The organism is Corallococcus sp. 4LFB (assembly GCF_046520365.1).
In the GTDB taxonomy this organism is placed as follows: domain Bacteria; phylum Myxococcota; class Myxococcia; order Myxococcales; family Myxococcaceae; genus Corallococcus; species Corallococcus caeni.
This window is the reverse complement of sequence record NZ_JBKGHJ010000149.1, coordinates 1-16,709: the sequence shown is the minus strand read 5'-3', so window position 1 is coordinate 16,709 and position 16,709 is coordinate 1. Positions and strand designations below refer to the sequence as shown.

Sequence of the window (16,709 nt, the reverse complement as noted above, 5' to 3'; positions counted from 1 at the left end):
CCGGCCGCCGCCGCCCCCACCCCCAGCGAAGGTTCCGTCAGCCGCGAGGAGCTGGAGCAGCGCCTGGAGGCCACGCGTCAGGAGCTGCGCGAGGACATCCGCGCCCAGTCGGCCACCCAGGCCGTGGCCAACAACGACTGGCAGGAGGAGTGGACGGAGGAGAAGCGCAAGCTGGAGCTGTTCACGCTGGACGGCTACCTGCGCGTGCGCCCCACGCTCTTCTACAAGTTCGACCTGGGCAAGCCCGCGCTGCCCTCCGGCACGCCCCTGGGCCGCCAGCTGTGGACGCGCTCGCCGCGCTCCGCCGCGGAGCAGACGCAGGCGGGCGCCAACATGCGCTTCCGCCTGGACCCGTCCTTCAACGTCTCCGAGGACGTGCGCATCAAGGCGCAGGTGGACGCGCTGGACAACATCCTGCTGGGCTCCAACCCGGACAGCGCCTACAGCGGGGATGGGCGCAACAACTTCACGCTCTTCTCGGAGAACCAGTCCCCGTCCAACTCCGCCGTCAGCGCGTTCAAGGACTCCGTCCATGTCCGCCGCGCGTACGGTGAGGTGACGACGCCGGTGGGCATCCTGCGCTTCGGCCGCATGGGCAGCCACTGGGGCCTGGGCATGCTGCGCAACGACGGCAACTGCCTGGACTGCGACTACGGCGACACGGTGGACCGCATCCAGTTCGTCACCGAGCCGTTCGCCGGCTGGTACGTGACGCCCATGCTGGACTTCAACTCCGAGGGCCTGTCCACGGAGAAGGCCAACGCGCTGGGCGAGCCGGTGGACCTCACCCAGTCCGACGACGCGCACAGCCTGGTGCTGGCCATCGCGCGGCGCGACACGGACCAGCAGCAGAAGGCCAAGCTGGACAACAACCAGGGCGTCCTCAACTACGGCCTGTACTTCACGTACCGCACGCAGCGCTACGCGACCACGACGGAGACGGGCGTCCCGTTCGACGACGCCAACCCCTCCATCCCCCTCAACACCACCGCGCCGGCGTTCGTCCCGCGCGGCGGCACGCTCTACATCCCGGACCTGTGGTTCAAGTACGCGGAGAAGAGCTTCCGCATCGAGGCGGAGTTCGCCGCGCAGCTGGGCAACATCGACGGGCGCGCGCTCACGGCCAACGACCCCACCACCCAGTCGCTGCGCGTCGCGCAGTTCGGCGGCGTGCTCCAGACGGAGTTCCACGTCATCCCGGAGAAGCTGCACCTGGGCGTGGAGGTGGGCTTCGCCTCCGGTGACAAGGCGCCGGGCTTCGGCAACTACCCGGGCCGCCAGGGCACGGGCTCCGACGGCAACACCGCGCCGGGCGACGTGGAGGGCCGTCAGTACAGCTGCGACACCGGCGGCTGCAGCGACAACGCCATCCGCAACTTCCGCTTCAACCGCGACTACCGCGTGGACCTCATCCTGTGGCGGTCCATCCTCAATGGCGTCACGGACGCGTTCTACGTGAAGCCGGGCCTCAAGTACTCCATCGCGGAGGGCTTCGACGTCTTCGGCAGCGTCATCTACTCGCAGGCGTTCTACGCGGAGTCCACGCCGTCCTACAGCAGCAAGGCCCTGGGCCTGGAGGCGGACCTCGGCGCGCGCTACATCACGGAGGACGGCTTCGTGGCGGGCATCGACTACGGCATCCTTTTCCCCCTGGACGGCCTGAAGGACACGGGCCTGCCGGGCCAGGAGCTGAGCACCGCGCACGCCATCCGCGGCACGCTGGCCATCCGGTTCTAAGCCCATGCGCTCCTCGCTCCTGCGGCTGTGCGCCGCCACCGGCCTGACGCTCGCGCTGGTGGCGTGCGGCATCAAGGGCAGCCCCCACGCGCCCCGCCCGGCGCGCCGCCCGCGCCCACGCCGCAGACGGTGCCCCCGCAGGAGCGCCGCGCGGAACCGTGGAGCCCTCCGGCCCCACGGTGCCGCCGTCCTCCACGGACGCCGGGCTGCCGGAGTGAGCGCCTTCGCCTACAAGAAGGGCGTGCTGCACGCGGAAGGGGTGCCCCTGTCCGCCATCGCGGACGCGGTGGGCACGCCCACCTACGTCTACGCCACCGCCGCCCTCGCGGAGCGCTTCCGCGAGGTGACGGACGCGTTCCAGGGGCACAAGCACCTCATCTGCTACTCGGTGAAGGCCAACTCCAACCTGGCCATCCTGCGCCTCTTCTCGGGGTTGGGCAGCGGCTTCGACATCGTGTCCGGCGGCGAGCTGGCGCGCGTGAAGCAGGCCGGCGGCGAGCCCGGCAAGACGGTGTTCGCGGGCGTGGGCAAGACGCCGGAGAGATGGCCCAGGCGCTGGCCCAGGGCCTCCTGCTCTTCAACGTGGAGAGCGCGGAGGAGCTGGAGGCGCTGGATGCCGTGGGCCGCCGGCTGGGCAGGCGCGCGCCGTTCGCGCTGCGCGTGAACCCGGACGTGGACGCGCGCACGCACCGCTACATCTCCACCGGCCTGAAGACGTCCAAGTTCGGCGTGCCCTTCGAGGAGGCGGTCGCCCTCTACGCGAAGGCGAAGAAGCTCAAGGGGCTCAAGGCGCTGGGGCTGGACTGCCACATCGGCTCGCAGCTCACGCGCACCGCCCCCATGAAGGCCGCGCTCACCAAGGTGGCGGACCTCTACGGCACGCTCAAGACGCAGGGCCACGCGCTGGAGTACCTGGACGTGGGCGGCGGCCTGGGCATCACCTATTCGGACGAGACGCCGCCCAGCCCCCAGCAGTACGCGCGCACGGTGCTGGACGCGACGGAGGGCACCGGGGCCACGCTGCTCCTGGAGCCGGGGCGGTCGCTCGTGGGCAACGCGGGCGTGCTGCTCACGCGCGTGCTGTACAGGAAGCCCACCGAGGCGCGCACCTTCGTGGTGGTGGACGCGGGCATGAACGACCTGCTGCGCCCGGCCCTCTACGAAGCGCACCACGCGCTCCAGCCGGTGGTGAAGCGCCGCGGCCGGGACGTGGAGGTGGATGTCGTGGGGCCGGTGTGTGAATCCACCGACGTGCTCGCGCGGGCGCGCCCCCTGGTGCTGCCCCGCCAGGACGAGCTGTACGCCTTCATGAGCGCCGGGGCTTACGGGATGAGCATGGCTTCCACCTACAACTCGCGGCCCCGGCCGGCGGAGGTGCTGGTGGACGGGGCGGCCTGGCGTGTCGTGCGGGAGCGCGAGCGCGTCGAGGACCTCTGGCGCGGCGAGCGGGCCTGAACGTATAAGCGCCGGCATGAAGACCTTCGAAGGCTCCATGACGGCGCTGGCCACTCCGTTCCTGAACGGAGCGCTGGACGAGGGGGCCTTCCGGGCCCTGGTCCGCTACCAGCTCGAGGGCGGCACGAACGTGCTCCTGCCCATGGGCACCACGGGCGAAGCCGTCACCATGGACGCGGACGAGCGCGCGCGCGCCATCGCCGTCGTGGTGGACGAGGTGAAGGGCCGGGTGCCGGTGGTGGCGGGCGCGGGCAGCAACAGCACGCGCGAGACGATTGAGTCCGTGCGCCGCGCGCGCGAGGTGGGCGCGGACGGCGCGCTCATCGTCACGCCCTACTACAACAAGCCCACGCAGGCGGGCCTGGTGGAGCACTACCGCGCCATCGCGAAGGCGCACCCGGGCTTCCCGCTCGTCGCCTACAACGTGCCGGGCCGCACGGGCGTGGACCTCTTGCCGGAGACGGCGCTCCGCCTGTGTGACATCCCGGAGGTCGTGGCGCTGAAGGAGGCCACGGCCAGCCTCATCCGCGCGGTGGACCTGGTGGAGACGTGCGGCGACCGGCTGACGCTGCTGTCCGGTGACGACTTCACCGTGCTGCCCTTCATCGCGTGCGGCGGCAAGGGCGTCATCTCCGTGTCCTCCAACGTCGCGCCGCGCATGATGGCGGACCTGGTGGCGGCGGCGCGCGGCAACGACATCGCGAAGGCGCGCGGCCTCCAGGTGCGGATGAACGCGCTGCACCGGCTGCTCTTCGTGGAGTCCAACCCCATCCCGGTGAAGTGGGCGCTGCACCTGATGGGCATGTTCGGCCCGGAGGTGCGCCTGCCGCTCGTGCCCATGGGCGAGGCGAACGCCGCGAAGCTCAAGGAAGCGCTGACCGGGCTGGGCCTGCTGAAGGGCTGAAGAGGAACACGCGCCATGACCCGCACCGTCATCACCGGCATCTCCGGCCGCATGGGCAGCACGCTGGTGCGCCTGGCGAAGGCCGCCAGCGACCTTGCGGTGGTGGGCGCCACGGTGCGCCCGGGCAGCCCGCTGTCCGGACAGGACGCGGGGCTCGTGGCGCGGCTGGGCGCGCCGCTGGACGTGCTCGCGCAGGACGACCTGGGCCGCGCGCTGGACGGCGCGAAGGCGGACGTCGTCGTGGACTTCACCGGCCCGGAGGCCACGCTGCTGCACGCGCGCCTCTGCGCCGAGCGCGGCGTGGCGCTGGTGGTGGGCACCACGGGCTTTTCTCCCGAGGGCCGCGCGCAGCTGGAGGCGCACGCGAAGCAGGTGCCCATCGTCGCGGCGCCCAACATGTCCGTGGGCGTGAACCTGGTCATCCGCATGGCGGCGGAGCTGGCGCGGGTGCTGGGGCCCTCGTTCGACGTGGAGGTGCTGGAAGCGCACCACCGCATGAAGAAGGACGCGCCCAGCGGCACCGCGCTCAAGCTGGCGGAGGTGCTGATGGAGGCGCTGGGCCGCACGAAGGACGACCTCACCTTCGCGCGCGAGGGCAGACGGGGGCCCGTCCGCCCGGTGAAATCGGCGTGCAGGCGCTGCGCGGCGGGGACGTGGTGGGCGAGCACACGGTTTACTTCTTCGGGGAGGGCGAGCGCATCGAGCTCACCCACCGCGCGACGAACCGTGATCAGTTCGCGCAAGGGGCGCTCCGGGCCGCGCGCTGGGTGGCGGGCCGCGCGCCGGGACTCTATGACATGGCCGACGTGCTCGGCCTCCAGGGGAAGACATGACCGCCCGTTACTGCCGCTTCCAGGTCGAGGGCCGCGCCAGCCACGGCCGCGTCGACGGCAACGAGGTGGTGGTGCTCACCGCCGCGCCGTGGGCCGGCGGCAAGGAGACCGGCCTGCGCCGCTCGCTCCAGGGGCTCACGCTGCTCACGCCGTCGGACGCGTCGAAGGTCGTCTGCATCGGGCAGAACTACCGCAAGCACGCGGAGGAGATGGGCAAGCCCATCCCCACGGAGCCGCTCATCTTCACCAAGCCCTCCACCGCGCTCAACGGCCCGGGCTCGCCCATCCGCATCCCCAAGGCCAGCCAGGAGGTGCACTACGAGGCGGAGCTGGCGCTCGTGATTGGCGAGCGCCTGAAGAACGCCGACGAGGCCACCGCCGCGCGCGCCATCTGGGGGCTCACCGCCTTCAACGACGTCACCGCGCGCGACATCCAGCGCAAGGAGATCCAGCACACCCGCGCCAAGGGCTACGACACCTTCGCCTGCGCGGGCCCCTGGGCCGTGACGGGCCTGTCCCCCGCGGACCTGCGGGTGGTGTGCCGGGTGAACGGACAGGTGCGTCAGGATGGCCGGACGTCCGACATGGTGTTCAGCGCCGCCCGCCTGGTCTCCTTCATCTCCCACGTCATGACGCTGCTGCCCGGCGACCTGGTGAGCACGGGGACTCCCTCGGGCGTGGGCGCGCTCAAGGCGGGGGACACGGTGGAGGTGGAGCTGGAGGGAATCGGAACCCTGGTGAACCCGGTTGAGATGGAGCCTTGAGTGCGACCGTCTATGTAGGACTGGGTTCCAACGAGGGTGACCGCGAGTCCCACCTCGTGGCCGCCCTCTCCGCGATGTCCTGCATCGACGCGGTGTCGGTGCTGGGGTGTTCCTCCCTCTACGACACCGCCCCGGTGGGCCCCGCGCAGCCGCGCTTCCTGAACGCCGTGGTGGCGCTGGACTGCGACCTGACGCCGCAGCGCCTGCTGTGCATCCTCCAGCGGATTGAGCAGGACCTGGGCCGCCACCGCGTCCAGCGCTGGGGCCCGCGCACCATCGACCTGGACATCCTCCTGTGGGACGAGGAGGACCACTGCGTCGTCGCGGACGCGAACCTCCAGGTGCCCCACCTTGAACTGCACAAGCGCCGCTTCGCCCTGGAGCCCCTGGCGGAGCTGGCCCCCGACGCCCGCCACCCGGTGCTGGGCGTGACCGTGCAGGAGTTGCTCGCGAAGCTCGCCCCCCAGGACGTCCGCAAGCGCGAGGCCCTCTACTGGCCCGACATGGGCGCCCGTTTCCCCGTCCACGAACTATGAGCCTGTCCCTCGTCCTGGCCACGGCCGCGCTGCTCGCGGCCGAGCCCACCCCCCTGCCTCCTGGCCACCCCACGATTCCGCCCGGCACCCAGGCGTCTCCCGCCATGGGGACGGGCATGGGCTCCGGCGCCGCGAACGGCGCGCTGCCCCCCGGCCACCCCACGATGCCCGCGGGCTCCCCCGTGGCGCCGGGCACGCCGCTGCCTTCGGGCCACCCCACGGTGGACGCGAACAAGCTGCCGCCCTCCGCCGAGGAGCTGATGAAGCAGCTCGACTCGTCCGAGGGCCTGCGCGAGCGGGAGAAGACCTTCGAGATCGCCTCGTCGCTGGGCAAGCTCTACTACACGAACGGCCGCAACGCGGAGGCGCTGACCTACCTGGGCCAGGCGCAGGCCAAGGCGGAGGGGCTGCGCTCGCTGTTCCTCGCGTCGAGGAAGAAGCTGGGCAAGGCCCCCATCGCCACCCCGGAGGCCGCGAGCTGCGGCTTCACGCAGGGCCAGACGCTGGACGCGCAGGAGGCCGTGGCGCAGGCCCGCGCGAAGTCCGGGGACACCGCGGGCGCCGCCGCCTGTGCTCGCGCCGCGCTGGTGCCCGCGCTGGACGTGGACGTGGTGCGCGGCAACGCGCTGTACCTGGGCGGTGACAGCGCCAACGCGCTGAAGGCGTACGCGCGCGTGCTGGAGGTGGAGCCCCGCCACGAGGAGGCGCTGTACGCGCACGCTTCGCTGCTCTTCGAGACGAAGGGCGAGGACCTCCAGGCGCTCAAGGCTGCGCGGGAGGGCTTCGACGCGCTGGTGGCGGCGTACCCGCAGTCCCAGCGCGCGCCCATGGCCCGCGAGCTGAGCGTGCGCATTGAAGAGACGGTGAAGGCGGGCGGCCGTCAGAAGTGGCTCGCGTCGCGCGCCGCGGACCGCAAGGTGCGCCTGTCCCAGTCCACCGCGCAGGCCGCCGCGATGCCGCCGGACGCGCCGCGCCCGCTGACGCCGGAGATGGTGGACGCGGTGAAGAACACGGAGCGCACGCCGGAGCTGGAGGCGGGCCTCACCAAGCTGGTGGAGGAGGGCGAGGAGCACCTGGCGCATGGCCGCTACCAGGAGGCCCTGGCCAACTACACCCGCGTGGTGCCCTTCCAGCCGGAGAACGGCCGCGCGAAGGCGGGCATGGCCTGGGCGCTCGTCGGCCTGGGCCGTCCCATGGGCGCGCGCGTGTGGAGCGTGGCGCTCCAGTCGGACGCGGGCGCGGTGGAGAAGCTGGGCGACACGCTGCTCGCCAAGGGCGACGCGAAGGGCGCCAAGGCCCTCTGGGAGAAGCTGGCCCAGGACGTGCCGAACTACCCGAACAAGGCCGCGCTCCAGGCGAAGCTGTCGCAGTAAGCGCGCCCCCGCCTGGGGCGCCGCGCACGAACTGGTCCGACAGTCGGACCAGTTTGGCGCGCTTCCGGCCAGAGGCGGGCCGCCTGTCCGGGCGCTTAGACGAACTTCGCGGCCAGCAGGTCCTGGACGTCGAGCAGGCCCACCGCGCGGCCCTCGACGTCCACCACGGGCAGCTGGTCCACCTTCAGCTCGCGCATCTGCGTGGCGGCGGTGAGCACCAGCGTGTCCGGGGTGATGCAGCGCGGGCGCTTGCCCATCACCTGCCGCACCGGCACCTCGAAGTCCGTGTGCCCCCGCTCCACCAGCCGGCGCAAATCTCCGTCCGTGAAGATGCCCTCCAGCCTCCCGTCGCGGTCCACCACGCACGCGGCGCCCGGCCGGCCCGGCGTGTTGGTCATCACCACCACCGCCTGCGACAGCCGCGCGGTGTCCAGCACCAGCGGGTTCGCGGGGCCCGTGCGCATCAATTCGTAGACGCGCAGCACGGAGCGCCCCAGCTTCCCGCCCGGGTGCAAGAGCGCGTAGTCGTCGCGTCCGAAGGGGCGTGAGCGCAGCAGCGTCATCGCCAGCGCGTCGCCCACGGCGTGCAGCGCGGCGGTGGACGCGGTGGGCACCAGCCCCATGGGGCAGGCCTCTTCAATCCGGCCGATGTCCAGCACCACCTCCGCGCCCTTCGCGAGCGCGCTGTCCGCGTCCCCGGTGAGCGCCACCACGGGCGTGCCCATGCGCTTGAACAGGGGCAGCAGGCGCAAGAGCTCCTCCGTGCTGCCGCTGTTGGACAGCGCGAGGATGACGTCGCCCGGGCCCACGCGGCCCAGGTCCCCGTGCACGGCCTCCGCGGGGTGGAGGAACACGGAGCGGATGCCCGTGGACGCCAGCGTGGAGGACAGCTTCTGGCCGATGTGGCCCGCCTTCCCCATGCCCGTCACCACCACCTGGCCGGGGCACTCGCGCACGAGCCTCAGCGCGCGCAGGAACGCGTCCCCTAGCCGGTCCGTGACGCCGAGGATGGCGCGGGCCTCCGCCTCCAGCACGCCGCGCGCGTAGGTGAGCGCGGCCTCGTCGTCGGCGCTCCGGGACTCGGTGCGCACGGGGGGCAGGGGAGGGCGCGCGGCCGGGGAGGGCGCGCAGGCGGGGCTTCTTGGCGGTGGAGCGGGGGCGCGGGCCATGGATGGGCGCTACCTCTACTCCAGCCTCCGCGTGGGCGGCCATCCTTGACGCATGGGGGGGCCTGGGCTACGGCCTGCCCGCCCGGCCGCCCGTGGCCGGGGAAACCTTCTTCACCACCGGAAACCAAGGGGACGGCATGAAGTTCTTCATCGACAGCGCGGACGTCGGCGAAATCCGCAAGGCCCACGAGATGGGCTGCGTGGACGGCGTCACCACCAACCCGTCACTGCTGGCCAAGGTCGGCCGCAACCTGGAAGAGACCATCCGGGAGATCTGCTCCATCGTGGACGGTCCCATCAGCGCGGAGTGCGTCTCGCTGACGGCCCCGGAGCTCATCAAGGAAGGCCAGGGCCTGGCGAAGATCCACGACAACGTCGTCGTGAAGATTCCCATGGGCGTGGAGGGCATGAAGGCCGTCAAGGCGCTCACCGCCGACGGCATCCGCACCAACGTCACCCTCTGCTTCTCCGCCAACCAGGCCCTGCTGTGCGCCAAGGCCGGCGCCACGTACGTGTCGCCCTTCGTGGGCCGGCTGGACGACATCTCCCAGGACGGCATGGAGCTCATCGCCCACATCCTGGAGATCTACCAGAACTACGACTTCACCACGCAGGTGCTGGTGGCCAGCGTGCGCAACCCCGTCCACGTCCTCCAGGCCGCGCGCCTGGGCGCGGACGTCGCCACGCTGCCCTACAACGTCATCACCCAGCTGGCGAACCACCCCCTCACCGACGCGGGCATCCAGAAGTTCCTCGCGGACTGGGAGAAGGTCCCCAAGCAGGCGAAGCCCGCCGCGAAGTAGCCTCCCGGACAGAGGCCCCCCTGTCCGTTCCGGTGTCCCTGGAACGACGGGGGGACCCTCGCGGGGGCTGGCGCCAGGACGGCGGGAGCGGTATGGCAGGGGAGCGGATTGATATTTGAATCAACCCTCCCGGAGCCGCCCCATGGATTTCCAGCTCAGCGAGTCCCAGCGCGCCTTGCAGGACGCCGCGCGCAAGTACGCCCGTGACGTGGTGCGCCCCAAGGCGCCCCACTACGACGAGACCTCCGACTTCCCCAAGGACCTCATCTCCGCGGCCTTCGAGCTGGGCCTGCTGAACATGGCCATCCCGTCCGAGTACAACGGCGTGGGCCTGACGCACCTGGAGCAGGTCATCGTGTGCGAGGAGCTGGCGTGGGGCTGCGCGGGCGTGGCCACGTCCCTCATCGCCAACGACCTGGCCAACCTGCCCATCATCCTGCACGGCACGGATGACCAGAAGAAGCGCCTGCTCGCCCCCTTCGGAGAGAAGCTGAAGCTCAGCTGCTTCTGCCTCACGGAGCCCGCCGCGGGCTCCGACGTGGCGGCCATGGGCACCACCGCGCGCCGCGAGGGCGACGAGTACGTCCTCAACGGCAGCAAGTGCTTCATCACCAACGCCGGCTACGCGGAGCAGTTCACCGTGTTCGCCACGCTGGACAAGGGCAAGAAGCACAAGGGCATCACCTGCTTCGTCGTGGAGGGCCGTCCCCAGGGGCTGACCACCGGCAAGCACGAGAACAAGATGGGCCAGCGCGCCAGCAACACCACCACCGTCACGTTCGACGAGGTGCGCGTCCCGGCGAGGAACCGCATCGGTGAAGAGGGCGAGGGCTTCAAGATCGCCATGGCCACGCTGGACAACAGCCGCCCGCTGACGGCGAGCATCTCCATCGGCATCGCCCGCGCGGCGCTGGAGCACTCGCTGGAGTACTCGGCGCAGCGCCAGACGATGGGCAAGCCCATCCGCGAGCACCAGGCCGTCCAGTTCATGCTGGCGGAGATGGCCATGAACACCCACGCCGCGCGCCTGCTCACCTACGAGAGCGCCCAGGTGCTGGACGAAGGACAGCGCAACACCCTCCAGTCCAGCTATGCGAAGTGCTTCGCCGCGGACATGGCCATGAAGGTCGCCACGGACGCGGTGCAGGTGTTCGGCGGCTACGGCTACATGAAGGAATACCCCGTGGAGAAGCTGATGCGCGACGCCAAGCTCATCCAGGTCTACGAGGGCACGAGCCAGGTGCAGCGCCTGGTCATCGCGAAGGAACTGTTCAGGTAGAAAAGCAAAACTGTGCCCGGCGGGGCTTTCCCGTTGCCGCCGCCGTGTACGGATGTCTATTACTCCCGCCCTGATGCGCGGCGCGTCAAGCCGCCCTACTTTCCAAACACTCCCCACTGAGGAGAGCCCGCCGTGAAGATTCTCGTCACCGCCAAGCGCGTGGAAGATCCCGAGTCGAAGATCAAGGTGAAGCCGGACGGCTCCGACATCGTGAAGGAGGGGCTGAAGTACAAGATCAACCCCTTCGATGAAATCGGCGTGGAAGAGGGCCTGCGCCTCGCCGCGAAGCACACCGGCGAGGTGGTGGTGGTCTCCATCGGCGGCAAGGAGGTGCAGGAGCAGCTGCGCCACGCGCTGGCCATGGGCGCCAACCGCGCCATCTGGGTGAACCACACGGGCCCGCTGGATCAGCTGGGCATCGCGGGCCTGCTCCAGAAGGTCGCGGAGAAGGAGAAGCCGGACATCGTCCTGTTGGGCAAGCAGTCCATCGACGACGACCAGAACCAGGTGGGCCAGTACCTGGCGGAGTTCCTGGGCTGGGGCCAGGCCACGTTCGCCTCCAAGGTGGAGTCGCTGGAGAGCGACCAGGAGAAGAACAAGGTCCCCGCGGTGGTGCTGTCCGCGGACAAGAAGAGCGTCCAGGTGGTGCGTGAAGTGGACAACGGGCTCGCGACCCTGGAGGTCCAGCTGCCCGCCATCGTCACCACGGACCTGCGCCTCAACCAGCCGCGCTACGCCAGCCTCCCGGGCATCATGAAGGCCAAGAGCAAGCCCATCGAGGAGCTGACCCCGGCGGGCCTGGGCGTGGACGTGGCGCCCAAGATTCAGGTGCTCAAGCTGTCGTCGCCCCCGGCGCGCAAGGCCGGCATCAAGGTGCCGGACGTGGCCACCCTGGTGGAGAAGCTGCACAACGAGGCGAAGGTCGTCTGACCGCGCTCCCAACCCTTCCAACGATTCCGGAGACAGACACCATGTCCATCGTCCTCATCGTCGCCGAGCAGCAGCCGGACGGGAACCTGCGCAAGGCCTCCCTCAACGCCATCGCCGCGGGCAAGCAGCTGGCGGACAAGTCCGGCGGCGAGCTGCACGTCGTCCTGTTGTCCAAGGACCCGTCCAAGCTGGCGGAGGAGCTCAAGGGCTCCGGCGCCAAGGTCATCCACACCGCGGCCGCTCCCGAGCTGGAGCACTACCTGGCGGAAGTGTACGCCCCCGTCGTCGCGGGGCTGGCGCAGGAGCTGAAGGCCACCTTCGTGGGCGCGGCCTCCACGGCGCAGGGCAAGGACCTGCTGCCGCGCGTCGCCGCCCGGCTGAAGGCCGCCATGGCCACCGACATCACCGCCATCAACGGCAGTGGCGCGGACATCACCTTCACGCGCCCCATGTGGGCCGGCAACGTGTTCGCCGAGGTGAAGCTCACCACGCCGGTGCAGGTCCTCAGCATCCGCGCCACGGAGTTCGCGCCGACCGCCGCCGCGGGCGCGTCCGCGGAGGTGAAGTCCTTCCAGCCCAAGCTGGAGGCCGCCAAGACGAAGTTCGTCAGCTTCAACGAGGTGAAGAGCGCCCGTCCGGAGCTCACCGAGGCCAGCGTGGTGGTGTCGGGTGGCCGCGGCACCAAGGGTGACTTCAAGGAAGTCGAGGCGCTGGCGGACCTGCTGGGCGCCGCGGTGGGCGCGTCCCGCGCGGTGTGCGACGCGGGTTGGGTTCCCAACGACCTGCAGGTCGGTCAGACGGGCAAGGTCGTCGCGCCCAAGCTGTACATCGCCGCGGGCATCAGCGGCGCCATCCAGCACCTGGCGGGCATGAAGTCCTCGAAGACCATCGTCGCCATCAACAAGGACCCGGAGGCGCCCATCTTCCAGGTGGCCGACTACGGCCTCGTGGATGACCTCTTCAAGGTCCTGCCCGCGCTGCGCGAGGGCATCCAGAAGCTGAAGTAGTCCGCGCCCGCCTTCTGAAGGCGGACCGTGACACCCAAGGGGCGCGTCGCCGGGACCCTCCCGGGGCGCGCCCTTCGTCGCGTCTGGAGGCCTACAGCTCGATGTCGGTGTCGTGGCCGGGCTTCTCCTGGGCCGGCGGCCCGGGCGCTTCCGGCTCCAGCTCGTGGGGCACCTGCTGCTCCTCGGGGGGCGCGTCGCCCGTGTCGAGCAGGTCGATGTGCTGGCCGTCCTGCACCTGGACGTAGAGGGTGCTGAAGGTCCACGCCTCGCCGTCCTTGTCCGCCACGGCGTGGAGGGTGCCGTCCGCCTTGGGGCCGTCCAGCGGGACGACGAACTCCGCGTGGGTGCGGCCGTTGGCGGTGCTCACCTGGGTGTTGCTGGGGAAGCCCGCCGTGAAGGTGCTGCCCAGGGCCTGCTGCACGTGCGGGTCCTCCTGGGCCTCGGCGATGGCGTCCGTGTACGCGCCCATGTCCTTGAAGGACGAATAGCCCCAGCCCACGGCGATGGCGGCGAAGCAGAAGCACGAGCCCAGCATCCCCAGGCAGCCCACGGGCACCGCCCACTTCCAGTTGCGGCTCCACCACCCCTGGCGGGGCACGGGTGCGTAGTCACCCTCGGGCATCGTCGGCGGCATGGGCCCTCCTGGCCTGGACCTGGGGCCGTGTCATAGCCGGTTCCGGACGAAGCGGAAGTGGGGGCTGCACCGGGGGCGGGTTTCGGGGGCGCCTTCATGACAGAGTGGGTGTCATGCCCTCTGGTGGCGTCTCGACGGCCGAGCTCGCGGACCTGCTTGCGGCGCTGCCCTTCGGCCACCGGCTGTGGGTGCGCGGCATGGGGCGGTGTCTCTACCCGCTCTTGCGCAGCGGGGACGCGGTGCGGCTGTTGCGCTGCGGGCCGGAGCGGCTGGCGCGCGGGGAGTGGCGCTGGTGCGGCACGGGCCCAGGCTGGCCGCGCAGGTGGTGCTCTCCACGGAGCCCTGGGTGACGGAGTCGCTCCTGGGCGGCACGGACGTGGCGGGCGGGGAGCTGGTGGGGCGCATCATCGCGCTGAAGCGGGGGCGGTGGGTGGTGCGGCTGCCCCGGCCCACGCGGCCCGCGCTGTTCCTCATGCAGCGCACCCTGTCCGGGGTGTGGACGAAGCCTGTGTCCCGGGCGGTGTTCCGCCGCCTGCGCGACCTGTTCTCCGGGTGGACGAAGCCGCTGCGCCGCCACTTCGTGGGCCCGCTGGAAATCAGGCTGGTGCGCCCGGAGGACCTGGACGCGCTGCTCGCCTTCGCCACGGAGCGGCTGGTGGTGTCCGGCACCTTCCTGCGCCGCCAGCTGCGCGACCGGTGGGGCCTGCCCCCGGACCGGCGCGTGGGGGCGGCGGCGGGCGCGTTCGACGCCGAGGGGCAGCTGCTGGGCTTCGCCTGGGCGGATGACTACCACCAGGAGGGGCTGGCCCTGGACGGCTTCTGGGTGCGCTCGCTGGTGGTGTCCCCCCGGGTGCGGCGCATGGGCGTGGCCACCGCGCTGGTGCGCTGCCTGGTGGAGGAGATGGGGCGGCAGGGCTCGGACCGGCTCCACGCGGACATCGACGAGGACAACACCGCGTCCTTGAGGACCTTCTCCGGCCTGGGCTTCCGGCCCGCGCCGGACGCGCTCACCGTCGCCACGAACCAGCAGTGGGACGCGGCGGGGGGCAGCAAGCGGCTGGTCGTGCTGGTGCGTCCGCTTCCGGGCTGAGTCCTACCCGGGAGTTGCACCCTCCAGGCACCTGGGCCAAAAGCACCCCCGTCCCGCTCCCCCCGCGTTCCTTGCTGGCGAGGCCCTTCGTGAGCACTCCCGCGTCCAACCCCCCGCCTTCCCCTGGCATGTCGCCCGCGTCCCCGGAGGGCGAGTCGAAGGGCGGCTTCAACGTCGACCGCCTGTTCCTGGGCCTGCTGGCGGTGTTCCTCCCGCTGGCCATCGCGTCGCACTTCTTCTTCCCGGGCGTGTGGACGTTCGTGCTCTGCGCGGTGGCGCTCGTGCCGCTGGCGCGGCTGATGGGCGAGGCCACGGAGGTGATTGCCCACAAGCTGGGCAGCGGCCTGGGCGGCCTGATGAACGCGTCGTTCGGCAACGCCGCGGAGCTCATCATCGCGCTGGCGGCGCTGCGCTCCGGCCACGCGGACGTGGTGAAGGCGTCCATCACCGGCGCCATCCTGGGCAACCTGCTGCTGGTGCTGGGCGCGGCCATCCTCGCGGGCGGCCTGAAGTACCCGAGGCAGAAGTTCAACACGACGGCGGCCCTGTCCGGCTCCGCCATCATGTTCCTGGCGCTCACCGCCATGTCCATCCCGGACCTGTTCCACGCGGCGCGCGGCCCCGCGGCGGACACGGTCCTCTTCCCCATGTCGGTGGCCATCTCCGTCATCCTGCTCATCGTCTACGCGCTGTCGCTGCTCTTCTCCCTGCGGACGCACGCGCACCTGTACGCGGGCGAGGAGGACGGCGGGCCACAGGAGATGCCCGTCTGGAGCACGAAGAAGGCCACCGTCCTCCTGCTGGGCGCCACGCTGGGCGTGGTGGTGGTGGCGGAGTTCCTGGTGCACGCCATCGAGGACGCCATCGCCGCGTTCGGCTTCACGCACACCTTCGTGGGCGTCATCATCATCGCCATCATCGGCAACGCGGCGGAGCACTCCACCGCCATCCTGATGGCGCTGAAGAACAAGATGGACCTGGCGTTCAACATCGCCTTCGAGTCCTCCAAGCAGATCGCCCTCTTCGTCGCGCCGGTGCTGGTGCTGGTGTCCATCCCGCTGGGCCAGCGCCTGACGCTGGAGTTCAGCCACATGGAGGTGCTGGGCATCGCCATCGGCACGGGCGCGGCGACGCTCATCGCGCTGGACGGCGAGTCCAACTGGCTGGAGGGCGTGATGCTGCTGGGCGTCTACGCCATCCTCGGCGTGGCGTTCTTCTTCATCCCGTAGTTCCTCATGGAGGCCGGTCCGGTGACGCAGGAGCGCAGTGGGGCGAGGTGGCGGGCGGATGGGGCGCTGTTGCTCCTCACCGTGTTCTGGGGCCTGACGTTCGTGGTGGTGAAGGACGCGCTCGTGTTCGCGGACCCCTTCACCTTCCTCACGCTGCGCTTCGTCGTGGGTGGGGCGGTGATGGCGGCCCTCGCGCGCGGGCGGATGTTCGCGCCCGGCCTCGTCCTCAAGGGGCTCTTGCTGGCGTTGGTGCTGTTCCTCTGCTTCGCGCTCCAGACGGTGGGGCTCCAGACCACCACGCCGTCGCGCGCGGCGTTCCTCACCGGCCTCAACGTCCTCTTCGTCCCGCTGATGTCCATGGTGCTGCTCCGGCGGCTGCCGCGCGTGGGCACCTCCGTGGGCGTGGTGCTGGCGGCGGTGGGGCTCTACTGGCTGACGCGGCCCATCCCCAGCGACGCGCAGCCGGGGGGCGCGGGCGGCCTGCACCTGGGGGACTGGCTGTCCATCGGGTGCGCGGTGGCGTACGCGGCGCACATCCTGCTCACGGAGCGCTTCGCCTCGAAGGACAACGCGGTGGGCCTGGTGGCGGTGCAGCTCGTGGGGGTGGCGGGGCTGTCCGCCCTGTGCCTGCCCTTCGTGGAGCGCAAGCTGGAGTGGACCTGGCCGCTGGTGGTGGCGGTGCTCACGTGCGGGGTGCTCGCGAGCGCGGTCGCCATCCTCGTCCAGACGTGGGGCCAGGCCCGCACCAGCGCGGTGCGCGCGGCGCTCATCTTCGCGATGGAGCCGGTGTTCGCCGCGGCCTACTCCGTGGCGGTGGGCCGCGAGGTGCTGGGCCTGAAGGAGTGGCTGGGCGGCGCGCTCATCGTCGTGGGCGTCTTCGCGTCGGAGCTGGGCACGGTGGTGTGGGACGGATGGCGGGGGCGGGGCCGCACGCCCGCCGCCTGAGCATGCGGCGCGCGGGGTGGG

15 protein-coding genes and 2 pseudogenes are annotated in these 16,709 nt (G+C 71.1%); 15 read left to right on the top strand and 2 right to left on the bottom strand.

Annotation, left to right across the window (positions count from 1 at the left end):
• From ACLEQD_RS17910 to ACLEQD_RS17880, 7 genes and pseudogenes are all read left to right on the top strand, one after another.
• Positions 1–1,737 (top strand): TIGR04551 family protein (locus tag ACLEQD_RS17910; RefSeq protein WP_410385534.1); only part of this gene is annotated, 1,737 nt, incomplete at its 5' end.
• Between the two features lie 214 nt (positions 1,738–1,951).
• Positions 1,952–3,192: pseudogene (gene lysA / locus ACLEQD_RS17905) on the top strand (diaminopimelate decarboxylase).
• A 16-nt stretch (positions 3,193–3,208) separates the two neighbouring features.
• Positions 3,209–4,096, top strand: coding sequence for a 4-hydroxy-tetrahydrodipicolinate synthase (gene dapA / locus ACLEQD_RS17900; RefSeq protein WP_410385533.1), 888 nt, complete (start codon positions 3,209–3,211; stop codon positions 4,094–4,096).
• Positions 4,097–4,111: 15 nt separating this feature from the next.
• Positions 4,112–4,929: pseudogene (dapB, locus tag ACLEQD_RS17895) on the top strand (4-hydroxy-tetrahydrodipicolinate reductase).
• Positions 4,926–5,693: a fumarylacetoacetate hydrolase family protein gene (locus ACLEQD_RS17890; protein ID WP_410385532.1), complete on the top strand. Its 768-nt coding sequence runs from the start codon at positions 4,926–4,928 to the stop codon at positions 5,691–5,693. The pseudogene dapB and the gene ACLEQD_RS17890 overlap by 4 nt, the downstream one beginning before the upstream one ends.
• Positions 5,690–6,229 carry a 2-amino-4-hydroxy-6-hydroxymethyldihydropteridine diphosphokinase gene (gene folK, locus ACLEQD_RS17885; RefSeq protein WP_410385531.1) on the top strand — a complete coding sequence of 180 codons (540 nt, stop codon included), beginning with the start codon at positions 5,690–5,692 and terminating at the stop codon, positions 6,227–6,229. The genes ACLEQD_RS17890 and folK overlap by 4 nt, the downstream gene beginning before the upstream one ends.
• A complete protein-coding gene (locus ACLEQD_RS17880; protein ID WP_410385530.1) occupies positions 6,226–7,602 on the top strand; it encodes a tetratricopeptide repeat protein in 1,377 nt (458 codons plus the stop codon). The genes folK and ACLEQD_RS17880 overlap by 4 nt, the downstream gene beginning before the upstream one ends.
• Before the next feature lie 95 nt (positions 7,603–7,697).
• On the opposite strand, the gene ACLEQD_RS17875 is transcribed toward ACLEQD_RS17880, so the two are convergent.
• Positions 7,698–8,522, bottom strand: a complete 825-nt coding sequence (locus ACLEQD_RS17875; protein WP_410385535.1) for an SIS domain-containing protein — start codon at positions 8,520–8,522, stop codon at positions 7,698–7,700.
• 386 nt (positions 8,523–8,908) lie between these two features.
• Between ACLEQD_RS17875 and fsa the strand changes: the two genes are divergently transcribed.
• The 4 genes from fsa (at position 8,909) to ACLEQD_RS17855 (ending at position 12,790) form a co-directional block, all read left to right on the top strand.
• A complete protein-coding gene (gene fsa / locus ACLEQD_RS17870) occupies positions 8,909–9,574 on the top strand; it encodes a fructose-6-phosphate aldolase (protein WP_171421807.1) in 666 nt (221 codons plus the stop codon).
• A 142-nt stretch (positions 9,575–9,716) separates the two neighbouring features.
• Entirely contained in the window at positions 9,717–10,853 is a 1,137-nt protein-coding gene (locus tag ACLEQD_RS17865) for an acyl-CoA dehydrogenase family protein (RefSeq protein ID WP_410385529.1), read from the top strand.
• A 132-nt stretch (positions 10,854–10,985) separates the two neighbouring features.
• Positions 10,986–11,783: an electron transfer flavoprotein subunit beta/FixA family protein gene (locus tag ACLEQD_RS17860; RefSeq protein ID WP_410385528.1), complete on the top strand. Its 798-nt coding sequence runs from the start codon at positions 10,986–10,988 to the stop codon at positions 11,781–11,783.
• A gap of 41 nt (positions 11,784–11,824) precedes the next feature.
• Positions 11,825–12,790: an electron transfer flavoprotein subunit alpha/FixB family protein gene (locus ACLEQD_RS17855; RefSeq protein ID WP_410385527.1), complete on the top strand. Its 966-nt coding sequence runs from the start codon at positions 11,825–11,827 to the stop codon at positions 12,788–12,790.
• A gap of 91 nt (positions 12,791–12,881) precedes the next feature.
• On the opposite strand, the gene ACLEQD_RS17850 is transcribed toward ACLEQD_RS17855, so the two are convergent.
• Positions 12,882–13,424: a cytochrome c oxidase assembly factor Coa1 family protein gene (locus ACLEQD_RS17850; RefSeq protein WP_410385526.1), complete on the bottom strand. Its 543-nt coding sequence runs from the start codon at positions 13,422–13,424 to the stop codon at positions 12,882–12,884.
• Positions 13,425–13,537: 113 nt separating this feature from the next.
• Here ACLEQD_RS17850 and ACLEQD_RS17845 point away from each other — a divergent pair, with 113 nt between their 5' ends.
• The 4 genes from ACLEQD_RS17845 to ACLEQD_RS17830 all read left to right on the top strand — a co-directional run bounded on the left by ACLEQD_RS17845 (position 13,538) and on the right by ACLEQD_RS17830 (position 16,688).
• Complete coding sequence (locus ACLEQD_RS17845; RefSeq protein ID WP_410385525.1) at positions 13,538–13,774, top strand: hypothetical protein; 237 nt, start codon at positions 13,538–13,540, stop codon at positions 13,772–13,774.
• Complete coding sequence (locus ACLEQD_RS17840) at positions 13,717–14,514, top strand: GNAT family N-acetyltransferase (RefSeq protein WP_410385524.1); 798 nt, start codon at positions 13,717–13,719, stop codon at positions 14,512–14,514. The genes ACLEQD_RS17845 and ACLEQD_RS17840 overlap by 58 nt, the downstream gene beginning before the upstream one ends.
• Before the next feature lie 89 nt (positions 14,515–14,603).
• On the top strand, positions 14,604–15,743 hold the full coding sequence (gene cax / locus ACLEQD_RS17835) for a calcium/proton exchanger (RefSeq protein WP_410385523.1): 1,140 nt from the start codon (positions 14,604–14,606) through the stop codon (positions 15,741–15,743).
• A 21-nt stretch (positions 15,744–15,764) separates the two neighbouring features.
• Positions 15,765–16,688: a DMT family transporter gene (locus ACLEQD_RS17830; protein WP_410385521.1), complete on the top strand. Its 924-nt coding sequence runs from the start codon at positions 15,765–15,767 to the stop codon at positions 16,686–16,688.
• Positions 16,689–16,709: the final 21 nt, after the last annotated feature.